Below are 13907 nucleotides of genomic sequence, written 5' to 3'. Positions count from 1 at the left end.
ATGATTATAGTCCTCATCAACTGAAGAAAGAAATCTAGACGGTCTATAGGTGTGCAGGAAGGAATACCTAACCGTGTTTTTCAACTTATCTTACTCAAAAAATGAAAAGAATCAGGACTTTTGGCGCTAATAAAACAATCTAGTAAAATAGTGAACCTTTCGTGAACGTTTTACCGCGGTAAAACGATTTCAATTTTAAAAAAATGACTTAAGAAAAGATTAGGTATTGCCGATATATAGATAGAAAGCTAGAATTAAATATAGGAGGTGGAAAGATTTGAGAAGAAAGTGGATTCCTTTCTTTTTGGTGATTTTATTGGTAACTTCTCCATTTGCTTCCGTCAGTGAAGTATATGCGATGAGTCATTCATCTAAAGAAGATGAGCAAAATAATGAGCCAGAAGATAGGGATAAAGAATCAGATGTTGATGAACAGGATTCTTCCACGGACGAAGCGGTGTCAGAAGAAATAAAGCTTAAATTAGGGGATGACGATGAAAAAATTCTAGATCTGAAAGAAGATTTAACAGAGCTTGGATTTGCAGCATTAGAAAAACCTACAACTTATTACGGCCTACATACAGAGGAAGCTGTAAAAGCATTTCAAAAGTTTTATGACATAGAAGACACGGGAGTTGCAGATGAAGACACACTACTACAAATAGAATACATTTTAGCAGACGATTCATTCGACCGTGAAGAGCACCTGGAGTTCAGTAAACCTGAAGAATTTGTGACGGAAGAGGAAGAAGTCGAAGAACTGCCGGCAGCAGATGCGGAAGAAGACGCTGAAGCCGAAGCAGAGGCAGAAGAAAATGCTGAAGAAGCGACAGAAGAAGAAACTGAAGCGGACACAGAAGAAGGATCTGAGGAAGCAACAGAAGAAGACCCTGAAGCAGAGGCAGAAGAAAGTTCTGAAGAAGCAACAGAAGAAGAAACTGAAGCAGAAGCAGGAGAAAGTTCTGAAGAAGCGACAGAGGAAGAAACTGAAGCGGACACAGAAGAAGGTTCTGAAGAAGAAACTGAGGCAGAAGCAGGAGAAAGTTCTGAAGAAGCGACAGAGGAAAAAACTGAAGCGGACACAGAAGAAGGATCTGAGGAAGCAACAGAAGAAGACCCTGAAGCAGAAGCAGGAGAAAATTCTGAAGAAGCGACAGAGGAAGAAACTGAAGCGGACACAGAAGAAGGATCTGAGGAAGCAACAGAAGAAAACCCTGAGGCAGAAGCAGGAGAAAGTTCTGAAGAAGCAACTGAGGAAGACTCTGAGGTAGAAGCAGGAGAAAGCCCTGAGGAAGCGACAGAAGAAGACTCCAAAGCAGATACAGAAGAAAATGCTGAATTAGAAGAACAGGAAATCAGCATACAAAGCTTTGCCAGAGCAACCATATTTTCTGCAAACAGTATCTACAAAAAAGGAGACAGACACGCAGAAATTGTAGGTTTAAAGAAGCAACTAAACGCAATCGGTTTTGGTTATATTACAGAAACAAACTTATATGGAAGCTATATGGAAACCCAAGTAAGAAGATTCCAAGAATACTATGGAATAACTGTTAACGGTATGCTGGGTAATGTAACCAAAAGTAAGTTAAACAGTGTCTATAACAGTCCATTTCAAAAAGGGAAGCGCCATAATGATATCCCAGAAATCAAAAAGAAGCTAAACAGTCTAGGTTATGGATATATAACCATTACCACACTCTTTGGGGATTACATGGAAAAAAAAGTGAAAGAATTTCAGCAAGATTATGGCTTACGTGTAAATGGAATAGTGGATGAGGTAACTCTAACTAAATTAGATAGTCTCGTAAGTCCAAGGGAGCTTTATCAACGAGGAGATAGACATGTAGAAATTATTGATTTCAAGAACCAATTAAATGAAATTGGCTTTGGTTATATTACAGAGACAAACTTATATGGAAGCTATATGGAAACCCAAGTAAGAAGATTCCAAGAATACTATGGAATAACTGTTAATGGTATGCTAGGTAATGTAACCAAAAGTAAGTTAAACAGTGTCTATAACAATTCATTTCAAAAAGGAGATCGTCATAATGATATCCGTGAAATAAAGCGCCAATTAAATAGTCTTGGTTATGGTAATATAAGCGTCACTACACTCTTTGGAGACTATATGGAAAAAAAGGTGCGAGAATTCCAACAAGATTATGGCTTACGAGTGAATGGAATAGTAGATGAAAAGACTTTAGCTAAATTAGATAATTTTGTAAGTCCGAGAGCTCTTTATCAACGAGGAGATAGACATGTAGAAATTATTGATTTTAAGAACCAATTAAATGAAATTGGCTTTGGTTATATTACAGAAACAAACTTATATGGAAGCTATATGGAAACCCAAGTAAGAAGATTCCAAGAATACTATGGAATAACTGTTAACGGTATGCTGGGTAATGTAACAAAGAGTAAGTTAAATAGTGTCTATAACAGTCCATTTCAAAAAGGAAAGCGCCATAATGATATCCCAGAAATCAAAAAGAAGCTAAACAGTCTAGGTTATGGATATATAACCACTACCACACTTTTTGGTGATTACATGGAAAAAAAGGTAAAAGAATTTCAGCAAGATTATGATTTACGAGTGAATGGGGTAGTGGATGAAAAAACTTTAAATAAACTAAATGAGTTAGCTCCAAAGGATATATATCGGCGTGGAGATAGACATGCAGAAGTTGTAGATCTGAAGAAGCAGTTAAACGCAATCGGTTTTGGTTATATTACAGAGACAAACCTATATGGCAGTTATATGGAAACGCAGGTAAAAAGATTCCAAGAATATTATGGAATAACTGTTAACGGTATGCTGGGTAATGTAACAAAGAGTAAGTTAAATAGCATCTATAACAGTCCCTTCCAAAGAGGGAAACGTCACAGCGATATTCCAGCTATTAAACGTCAATTAAACACGTTAGGTTACGGTTATATATCCGTAACTACGCTATTTGGAAGCTATATGGAAAGCCAAATAAAGCAATTCCAAAGAGATAATAATTTACGCGTAAATGGAATCGCAGATGAAAGAACGCTGGCAGCTTTGGATGAAGCAATCAGCAATCGCTGGGTTGTTAACCATGAAACGTATGACGTAACATTCAATCAGGCGTTGAACACCCAAATGAACCAATTACAGCAGACAGATATGTATCGAAATGATCCTGCATATGTGCATAAGAATTATGTGGATGGTTCAAACAGAACAACTGCAAATGTAAATGTCCGCTCATCTGCAAGCAGTTCGAGTCACATTTATGGGCAGATAAGCAGCGGAACACAGGTTACAATTCTTGGTTCGACAGGTGATTGGTACAGAATCAGCTATAATGCATGGAGAAATCCGACAAGAAGTGACGTAAGCAGTTATCTGAACCCGGATAATAATGATATATTCCAGCATTTAGACTTAACTAGCAGTGTTGGTGTCACAGCTTCAGATTTAAATGGTGATATTTTAAGCGGCAAAGGGATTCTTGCCGGTAAAGGACAAGCTTTTATAACAGCTGGCAAACAGCATAGTGTCAATGAAATCTATTTGATTTCACATGCGTTGTTAGAAACTGGTAATGGAAGCTCTGCTTTAGCAACAGGAATTGAAGTAGGCATAAATAGCAGTGGAAATCCTGTTGTGGTTACTTCATCCAATCGAAACAGTCTTCGAAATATCAAAACCACATACAATATGTATGGTATCGGTGCGGTAGACGGCAATGCGCATAACGGCGGAGCTATTAGAGCTTACAATGAAGGCTGGTTCTCACCGGAACAGGCTATCATTGGCGGCGCCCAATTTATCGGAAACAGCTACATTCATAATCAATATAACCAAAATACGTTATATAAAATGAGATGGAATCCTGCGAACCCTGGATACCCGCAATATGCAACGGATATTGGCTGGGCAGTGAAGCAAGTTCCAAGCATTAAAAGATTATATGATATGCTGAATAACCCGGTATTCAAGTTTAACATTACGCAATATCGTTAATATTTATTAACGCCCGAGTTTCTTTCTCCGGAAAGGGATGCGGGTGTTTTTTTGCTTTTTTATATAACAGTTCGTATCAAATTATGGTATGATAAACGAAAGAATGGGTAATAGAATACAAAGGTAAGTTTACTAGAATAAAATAAGTAGGTGAACAACTATGTGGAGTGCTGCTGAATTGCTGATTGCGTTTGTTATCGCTTTGCTGACAGCAATCATCACGACACCAATCATTATATGGATCTCTAAAAAATGCAATCTAGTAGATCAGCCTGATAATAGAAAACAGCATCAACGGGCGGTACCAAGCATTGGCGGATTAGCTATTTTTATTGGTATCGCTGCAGGATTCCTCTATCTGCAGCCGGAACATCCGCAGATGACGGCGATTATCATTGGCGGAATCATCATGCTATTGACAGGGTTTCTGGATGATATACTGGATCTTCGTCCCGGCACCAAGCTGTTAGGCCAAATAGGAGCAGCTTCGGTTGTTGCCTATTCCGGATTAGTCATTGAGAAAGTGACATTACCTTTTATGGGAACGGTTTTCTTGGGAGAGTATGTTGGGATAGCTCTTACGATTTTCTGGATTGTGGCGGCTGCAAATGCGATTAATCTGATTGATGGATTAGACGGTCTGGCTGGAGGCGTGTCAACCATTGCCTTCACCAGCATTTTGATTATGGCCATCATGGATTATCGTGTGATTGTCATTGGATTATGTGTCTTGTTGATTGGTGCAACATTAGGATTTTTAGCATTCAATTTTCATCCGGCAAAAATATTTATGGGAGACACCGGAGCATTATTCTTAGGATATTCGATTGCGATTATATCGATGCTCGGCTTATTCAAAAATGTAGCCTTCTTCAGCTTCGTTATCCCGATTATTGTAATTGCACTTCCGGTATTCGATACGCTGCTTGCAATCATCCGGAGAATTAGTAATAAACAAGGCATTTCGGTAGCAGATCGAAATCATATTCATTATCTATTACTGAAAAATGGTTATTCCCATAGACAATCTGTATGGATTATCTACGCATTCAGCATGTTCTTCGGTACGATGGGAATTGTGGTTAATAACGCACAGCTGATGACGTCCTTGGCTGTCTTCTGCTTTGTTCTATTAGGAATACATCTATTCTCGGTAGTATGTGGAATCAGATCGAGAGGAAGCTTTATTTCTTTATTTAATAAGAAAGAAGAATTGCATAAGAGAAGGTTAAAATAAGATAAATGGGTCTCTCTATTCTTGGATTGGTACAAGAATAGGGAGACTTTTTCATATAGAAATGTGAATATATAAACACGAAACTCTTTCCCAATAAATCTGGGAAAGAGTTTCGTGTTTATAAAGGATTTCCATATTCGTCCGTTTCTTCTTGAGGCACTTCTTCTTGATAAGAATCCTGTTCCTCTTGATATGAATCTTCTTCGTAGGTTTCACCAGGCTGCTCTTCTTGATAAGGTTCTTCCTCCTGATAAGGATCACCTTGTTCTTCGTACGTTCCTTCTTCGGCCGGATCCTCCGAATTAGGATCTTCATAAGTTTTTCCTGCTTCCTCAGCAGAAGAACCAGAGATTTCTAAGTGATCCTGGAGCAATCTTTTCGTTTCTTCTAATGCCGGCTCGTCAAGCAGCCAATAATACGTAGAACCTGGCTGATAATCGCTGCCTTCCAAGGTCATATCTTCAATATCAAGACCGCCGGTAGCGTACTTAATAAAAGTCATCATTTCATTAAATGTCATATTCGTATTCATGTTGTTGCCGACAGCGGCAATCAAGTCATCAAATTGAAACACAGAACTGAGAGATGCTGCTTTATCCGCTACGGCATTGACAACTTCCATTTGCCGTTTTCCGCGTTCAATATCATTATCCAGCTTACGAGTACGAGCAAATGCTAATGCTTCTTCGCCATCAACTGTTTGCTCTCCGGGAAGCAGATGGATAGCATCTCGTTTATCCATGGAATCAGACTCTTCCAGTTCATACGGCACATCAATATCAATGCCGCCAATAGCATCTACCACATCAACAAAGGCGTGGAAATTCACACGTACATAATAGTCGACTGGAATATCCATTAAATTTTCAACCGTTTCAATCGTTGCTTTTGGTCCGCCATAGGCATGGGCATGAGTAATTTTATCTTCGCGACCTACTTCTGGAACATATACATAGGAATCACGCGGGATACTAACTAATTTAACGCTGCCCTCATCTCTGTTAAACGTTGCTAACATCAACGTATCGGAGCGAGAGGTTTCTGCATTATTTCGATGTTCGTTTTCATCGACTCCAATAATAAGGATAGACACGTTGTCAATATTCGGGTCAACCTCAAAATCCCTCAAATCGGATTTTTCACGACCGTCATCCTCATAAGAATCAGAGACTGCATTATTTGCTTTAACATATAAATAACTTCCATAACCAACAACACTGACTAAAGCCAAGCCTATAAAAATTAAGGTAATTAAGACACCTTTACGTAGTTTACGCTTTTTTCGCGTAACCCGGCGGCCTCGCATATTTTTTTGTTTTACCATTACAAATCTCCTTTTTTTACAAGAAATATCGACGGATTTCTTGATAAAGCCCACTTAATTTTACTATGGAATGAACTATTAGTAAATTTACAATTGTATTACATATTTATGATGATGTAACAAGAAAAATCAAATGATATACATCGCATAAGCGCAGCTAGACATGCTTAAACAGCGCCAGCTTTATCTATTACAACAAGTGTCCAATCCTAGCTGTCGTCTCTTAAATTATCCTTAATCAACGTAGAAGAGATGCCATCTGTCCGAGGGAGGTAAACCACTTCACAAAAAGAGCGCAGGGCATCGAATTTTCCTTTCCAATCATTCCCCATAACAAATGTATCGACGTGATAGGTTAAAATATCATCTTTTTTTTGCTCCCAGGAGATTTCAGGGATAACCTTATCGACATAACGTACAGATTCAAGAATGATTTTCCGGTCTTCATAGGAATAAAAAGACTGCTTATGCTTGAGTATATTAAAATCATCGGTGGATAATCCTACAATAAGATAATCACCCATTTCTTTTGCACGTTTTAATAAATTTACATGACCTACATGCAGTAAATCAAACGTTCCATAAGTGATAATAGTACGTATCATTTCCACCTCCTAAAGCCGTATTAACGTAATAGTAACATAAGAAAAGAACCAGGAATAAATCTGAGGACAAAAAATATGTTTTTTCGCTATAAAAAAGGGAATTTAGGGAATGAAGTTCTGTGTAAAAAGCATTATGCATGGCATGGGATAAACTGTACGTACGGATAGCTGTAATGGATACAGGATTGCCAGGAATATCGCAGCGGTCTGTGACATTCCTGACGGGATATATCATTAAAAAAACGTATACGGAGCCGAACTTTTTAAGCTAATTCCTTGGGAAAGTTATTCGCATTTTGCTCAGCTAAGTAAACATAATAGTCTGTGCGTAATTGTGCTACTTCTTGATGAAGCAGTGAAGAATCAGGGGCACTGATGGATTCAAAGAGCACAAGGTTCTGATCCTTATCGATTCCGATATCAAGACCAAGTGTGGCTAACTCTTTTTTTCGTGTTTTTTCTATCTTTTTTGCAACGTTTAAGGCAAACGAAACCAGATGCTCATCCACTGCAGAGGCATCCTCAGTAAATTTTAATGTTAAAAACATACCTGCATCAAAGGTGACGCCGCTTTCTTGATTGTTGGGAGAAACTTGTTTTTCCGTGCCAACGCGGATATATTTTTTCACAATGACCCAGTTGCCTTCTTTATTTTTTTCTAAATGAACACGGCAATTAAAGGGCTCGCCTTGTTCCGTTCTGGAAGGTATATATGGCTGGACAATACATTTACGTTTGGAAATAATCGATTGAAAAAACGCGAAGGCTTCTTTCAATGTCATGTTCGTAGTGGAATCCTGGTGACTGACCAGGAAGGAATCTTTATCTGCCTGTACGATTTTATAAATGTTTTCTCCGGATTGACTGTAGACAGGCTTCACAACGACTTCTCCATATTTTATTAAGAAGCCTTTAATAATAGAGAAGCTTTTGCAGCGCAAGGTTGGAATTGCATACTTTTGAAGCTGCGGATCCTTTGTTAACATTTCCTGGACATTTTCCTTGGAGATTTTATTTCTCCCATCCTCGGTTAAGTAGGCGCGATTTTGTAAATAGGCTATTTTTTTTTTGGATTTTAAGCAGAATGCAGAAACATCAATAATCTTTGGAATAGACATCTCTGCTTCTTCCCATGTACCACCATTTAAAACCATTCCGGAGGTGGTATGATTCTCTTCATTGATATCGCTTGGGTTCATATACAGAATCTCGATTCCTTTGGATTGAGCTTCGATGGATATCTCTTTTGCCAGATCGGTTGGTTCTTTGAAAGGTTGCATTAGTCCTACTAACATGGAATCAATTCTCCTCCTAATTATTCGTATTTCTAATTATCTATTTTTAATTTTACCATAATCTATTGTGTTATGAAGTACCATTTTTTGAAAAGACATGAACATGACCGGTTTGTCAAGAGGTAAGCAAAATAAAAATCTGTACCTGCTGTTCGTCTGGAACAGGCGGGTACAGATTTTCAATAATGCTCGTATTTTAATAAAAACGTTTAAAGCTGTCGAAATGAGAGCTCCAGTAAGGGTTATCCAAGGATGTGATGGTAACACCAGTAGATGAACCTGCATGAAGGAACTGATTATTTCCAACATAGATACCCATATGAGATGGACCAGATTTATACGTTCCAGAGAAGAATACTAAATCTCCTACCTGCGGATTGCTAATCGTCTGTGCTCTGTCATAATAGCCTGCAACACTGGTACGAGGAATATTTTTACCTGCCTGATTATAAGCGTAATAGATGAACCCACTGCAATCAAACCCGCCAGGAGAACTTCCTCCCCATACATAAGGGTCGCCCTGTTGGCTTTTCCCGACAGAGATAAGGGTGTCTACATTATAACCTGCACTAGATGATGAGCTGCTGGAAGAGCTGTTGGATGATCCAGAGCTGCTATTTGAACTGCTGCTGTTAGAAGAGCTGGAACTAGAGCTGCTGGAACCATTTACTTTTAATGTCTGGCCGGCAATAATCAAATCAGATGACAGGTTATTGAGCGATTTTAATTTAGATACAGTCGTTCCATGCTGGCTTGCGATTTTAGAAAGGCTGTCCCCAGATTTCACCTTATAGGTGCTGGAAGAACTGGAGCTTGAGCCGGAAGAGCTTGATCCAGAACTTGGATTGGAACTAGAGCTGCTAGAATTACTAGAGCTTGAACTGCTGGAACCGCCGCTGCTGACAGTTAATTTATTTCCAGGGTAAATTAATGTCGTAGATAGATTATTCCACTTCATTAGGTTATTTAAAGAAATACCGTGTCGAGAGGCAATACCGCTTAATGTATCACCGGATTTCACTGTATATGTACTTCCGCTGGAACTGCTTGAGCTTGAATTCGAGCTGGAGCTGGAACTAGAAGAAGAACCAGAGCTGGAATTCGAACTTGAAGACCCAGTTGTTTGTAAAACCTGATTCGGGAAAATAAGATCCGAAGAAAGGTTATTGATAGATTTTAATTTGGACACGGTTGTTCCTTGACTTTGGGCGATTTTCCATAGATTGTCGCCACTTTTTACTTTGTAAGATGCTGCGTCAGCACTGTCTGTTGCTACAAAGGCAGATGCAATTGCTGCAGATGCAGTAACAGAGAAGATGATTTTTTTGTTAGCCATGTGTGCGTTTCCTCCTTAGATTTTAATGATTGGGGTTTTAGAGATGTGTTTGAATATGATTTGTAAGGAGACCAAAGAGGAGTGCATCAAGAAAATAACTGTATGTGACAGGTATACTTTCTATTAGCTTTGTTCGTACGTTATATTAATGAAGAAATAAATCCATAAACGATGTACGCAACAATCCTGGTATAAGTACAAATCCCATATTCCATAAACGAACAAGATGTATTTTACTCCCAGATGTTTGTTTATTGTGATTGATAGAATGTAGTTTGTTAGTTTTAATGAAGTATTACTAGTTTATTCCATTACGGCATAGTACAAATATGTAATCTAGCACATCTGTCTATGAAAAATAATCCAATAAATACATCTTTATAGAATTATATCGTTTTATAGATAATAATGGTAGGTTATATAGAGAAATGTAACATGTTTGTAATGTTTTAAAAAATAAGGTCGATAGAACTGTTTTGATAACACTTTCATTTGAAGATTAGGTATATAATCGGGTTTGAAGTATTGTTAATAATGACAGAAATAGTTATATAGATAGAGGGAAAGTAATTAATTACATAATCATTCTTGGCAAATAATGTAAATGTACATTGAACAGACGTTTACGTGTAACTTTCCATTGAATTTATTTCGATAAATCATATCATTTCCCGGGAAATAACAACAAAATATACATTTATTAAAGAGATAGCGTTATAATAGAAGAAATAGATTAATGATTAATTGGAGGAATAGATGGTGGAACAATCAACATTGCTTATAAAAAACATTCAAGAAGCATATCTGCCGGAAGGAGTTATAAAAAACGCATCCGTTATATCAGAGAACGGAAAAATAACACAGATTCTGACACAGGAAGAAGCAGCTGATGTTTCCTTTTCTGGAAAAGTTATCGATGCAGAGAACAAATTAAAATTGCTGCCGGGTTTTATTGATGGACACATTCATGGTGGCTATGGCGTGGATGTGATGGATGCGACAGCAGAAACGTTACAGACACTTGCAGAAAAGCTGCCATCAGAAGGGACAACCAGCTATCTTGCTACGACCATTACCCAATCAGATGAAGAAATATCTGCTGCGTTAAAAAATGTTGCTGCATGGACTGCTGATGGAGAAAAACAAGGAGCGGATTTAGTCGGTGTTCATTTAGAAGGCCCTTTTGTAGAAGTTTCTAAAGCAGGAGCACAACCGAAGCAATATATAACAGAACCGGATCTGTCTAAATTTTTAGCCTGGCAGGATGATGCAAATGGACAAATTCGGACAATTACCATGGCTCCTGAACATGATAAAACAGGAGAATTTATAGAAACACTAAATCAATCTGGCGTGAATGTATCCGCAGGGCATACGGATGCTTCCTTCCAGCAAATAAAGGATGCTACGAAATTAGGTGTTAGGCAGCTGACGCATCTATGTAATGCAATGAATGGCATTCATCATCGTGATATCGGAGCGGTGGGAGCTTCTTTTCTGTTGGAGGATTTACGTGCTGAGTTGATTTCAGACGGTATTCATGTTGTGCCAGAGATGCTGCAGCTTATTTATGATAATGTTGGGTCTGATCGAATTATTATGATTACCGATGCAATGCGGGCAAAAGGGTTGGATGAAGGAGAGTATGAGCTTGGTGGACAGCCTGTTTTTGTGAAAAATGGGGAGGCTACCTTGGAGAATGGTTCTTTGGCTGGCAGTATCTTGAAAATGATTGATGCGGTGAAGGTGATGCTGAAACTAGATGGAGTTACTTTACAGGATATCGTGAAGATGACTGCGGTTAATCCGGCGAAACAAGTTGGGATTTTTGATAGAAAAGGCAGTGTTGAGGTTGGTAAGGATGCGGATTTTGTCTTGTTAAATGAGGAGATGGATATAGCATATACGATTTGTCGGGGAGAAGTGGCTTATCAGGAAGAGAAATAAAGAGCCCTATTGAGTTAGGGGAACGAAAAAGCAAAGTATTCAATAAATGGATGGAAGAGATGAATGCTTTGCTTTTTTGAGAAATAGATGATTTATTGATAGATTAAATGTTTATTGTTATAAGAAGCATTTATTATAGAAGGAAAATGTAATAGAAGTGTTATTTCAATTTAATATTTATGCTTTTTATAGCTGGAAGCTATTATTTAGCAAAAAATGAAAGCATTGATTTAGAGTAAACATAAGGGGTGATACACCTATGTTACTATAGGTTATTCTTTATATGATACTAACTAACAGAAATGGTGTAACCAAATTGTAAAAAAACGTTTAAACTTGACATAAGAATAAATGTAAACGCTCTCTTCGTTAATGAACAAAAATTTAACAAAATATATATGGTAAAATGCATTCAGTATGATATAATTCGACTTATGGAAAAAAGCACCTAACAAAGAAGTGTGTTTCTCCATATGGTATGAGTAAATAACTAGTGGAAATTCATATTATTTATTCCAAATGTGTAATATAATGGTATGTTTATTCTTTTGTGAGCAATTATTCAAATAATTATAAGATAGTAAGATTTCAAGAAAATGATTTTAATATAGTAATGGGGGTAAAGAAATGGAAGAAACGATATCTTTAAAGGAGATAGCTGAAGTTATCAAAAAGCGGCTGGTATTTATATTGACATGCATTTTAGGTATTGCTTTTATTGCAGCTGTACTTAGCTACTTTGTGTTAACTCCAGAATATCAGAGCAGTTCACAGTTTATTGTTAACCAGACACAACAAGAACAAGAAGCAGGACAGTTTACACAACAAGATTTAAGAACAAATGTTGAAATTATAAATACATACAATGTAATTATTAGCAGCCCTGCCATCTTGAACCCAGTTGTTGATGAACTGGGATTAGATTTAACAACTGGCCAGCTTGCAGATAAGATTAACGTCAGCAGCGAAGAGGATTCTCAGGTTGTTACTGTAACAGCAACAGATGAAGATCCAGCGCAGGCTGTGAACATTGCTAACACAACCGTAGAAATATTCCAAGAAGAGATTCCGTCTATTATGAATGTCGATAATGTTGCTATTTTGACACAGGCTGAATTAGCAGAGAATCCATCACCTGTTGCACCAAATCCAATTTTAAATATTGCGATTGGGATTGTACTTGGAGCAATGCTAGGTGTAGGAATTGCGTTCTTACTGGAATACTTAGACAATACCATCAAAACAGAGCAGGATATTTCAAAACAATTGGGAGTGCCGGTACTTGGAGTTATCTCTCATGTAGATGAAAACGATATTCAGGGACATCAGCGTGCAAATTTAGAACAAACAGAAACAACAGGGAGGAGGGGTTTAAATGGCGCGAAAAAAACAATTTAACATAGGGAGCAAAATGCGGCATTTAATTGCGAATACCAATCCCCGTTCTCCGATTTCCGAGCAATACCGTACGGTCAGAACGAATTTGCAATTTGCATCTGTAGATAAAGAAATCACAAGTATGCTACTCACCTCTGCTGGTCCAGCAGAGGGAAAGTCCATGACAACAGCGAACTTAGCAGTTGTTTATGCACAGCAAGGAAAGAAAGTGTTATTAGTCGATGCCGATTTACGTAAACCGACGATTCACTATACTTTCCGTTTAGATAACTTACGTGGACTAAGCAATATATTAGTAGGTGAAACAACCTTGGAAGAGACTGCAGAAGCTTCTGATATTACTAATTTAGATGTGATTTCCTGTGGCCCTATACCGCCTAACCCTTCTGAATTATTAGGGTCAAGAAGAATGCAGGCATTTGTCGAATCTGCAAAACAAAAATATGATATGGTGATTTTTGATATGCCGCCAGTACTTGCTGTAACCGATGCGAAAATTTTAGCTAATTATGTAGATGGTGCTATTTTGGTTGTTCGCAGTAAAAAAACGGAGAATGATGCGGCAAAGCAAGCATTAGAAGCATTGGAATCTGTTCATGCAAATGTTCTTGGTGTGGTCTTAAATGATAGAGATAAAAAAGAAGCAAATTATTATTATTACTATGGCAGTTAAAAAATAAAAAGAGCCCTTTATAATAAGTGCTCTTTTTATTAAAATCCAAGGTTGGATAGCAATGAAGTGGATAAGGAATATTGCGAAAACTT

Annotated in this window: 9 protein-coding genes; 5 read left to right on the top strand and 4 right to left on the bottom strand. The window is 37.8% G+C overall.

The features are described 5' to 3' along the window. The first annotated feature begins 277 nt into the window (after positions 1-277). Positions 278-4000, top strand: coding sequence for a peptidoglycan-binding protein (locus ACZSMY_RS17825; protein WP_465148098.1), 3723 nt, complete (start codon positions 278-280; stop codon positions 3998-4000). A gap of 160 nt (positions 4001-4160) precedes the next feature. Continuing rightward, the gene (locus tag ACZSMY_RS17820) at positions 4161-5237 is read left to right on the top strand and encodes an MraY family glycosyltransferase (RefSeq protein WP_212929151.1); all 1077 of its coding nucleotides are present in this window, start codon (positions 4161-4163) and stop codon (positions 5235-5237) included. 118 nt (positions 5238-5355) lie between these two features. Here ACZSMY_RS17820 and ACZSMY_RS17815 read toward each other — a convergent pair whose 3' ends face one another. The 4 genes from ACZSMY_RS17815 to ACZSMY_RS17800 all read right to left on the bottom strand — a co-directional run bounded on the left by ACZSMY_RS17815 (position 5356) and on the right by ACZSMY_RS17800 (position 9797). Beyond that, positions 5356-6561 carry an LCP family protein gene (locus ACZSMY_RS17815; RefSeq protein WP_465148097.1) on the bottom strand — a complete coding sequence of 402 codons (1206 nt, stop codon included), beginning with the start codon at positions 6559-6561 and terminating at the stop codon, positions 5356-5358. Positions 6562-6770: 209 nt separating this feature from the next. Continuing rightward, positions 6771-7163, bottom strand: a complete 393-nt coding sequence (gene tagD / locus ACZSMY_RS17810) for a glycerol-3-phosphate cytidylyltransferase (RefSeq protein ID WP_332094472.1) — start codon at positions 7161-7163, stop codon at positions 6771-6773. Between the two features lie 266 nt (positions 7164-7429). Further along, positions 7430-8461 carry a YheC/YheD family protein gene (locus ACZSMY_RS17805; protein WP_465148096.1) on the bottom strand — a complete coding sequence of 344 codons (1032 nt, stop codon included), beginning with the start codon at positions 8459-8461 and terminating at the stop codon, positions 7430-7432. A 196-nt stretch (positions 8462-8657) separates the two neighbouring features. Continuing rightward, a complete protein-coding gene (locus tag ACZSMY_RS17800) occupies positions 8658-9797 on the bottom strand; it encodes a C40 family peptidase (protein ID WP_379542196.1) in 1140 nt (379 codons plus the stop codon). Between the two features lie 756 nt (positions 9798-10553). On the opposite strand from ACZSMY_RS17800, the gene nagA reads away from it, so the two are divergent. The 3 genes from nagA (at position 10554) to ACZSMY_RS17785 (ending at position 13815) form a co-directional block, all read left to right on the top strand. After that, entirely contained in the window at positions 10554-11744 is a 1191-nt protein-coding gene (gene nagA / locus ACZSMY_RS17795; RefSeq protein ID WP_465148095.1) for an N-acetylglucosamine-6-phosphate deacetylase, read from the top strand. Between the two features lie 627 nt (positions 11745-12371). Next, entirely contained in the window at positions 12372-13142 is a 771-nt protein-coding gene (locus ACZSMY_RS17790; protein WP_465148094.1) for a YveK family protein, read from the top strand. Beyond that, positions 13120-13815, top strand: coding sequence for a CpsD/CapB family tyrosine-protein kinase (locus ACZSMY_RS17785; protein WP_465148093.1), 696 nt, complete (start codon positions 13120-13122; stop codon positions 13813-13815). The genes ACZSMY_RS17790 and ACZSMY_RS17785 overlap by 23 nt, the downstream gene beginning before the upstream one ends. Positions 13816-13907 lie beyond the last annotated feature (92 nt).

Source organism: Oceanobacillus sp. B139/18, assembly GCF_055524595.1.
Note: the sequence above shows the minus strand (reverse complement) of the source record. Positions and strands in the feature narration are given on the sequence as shown.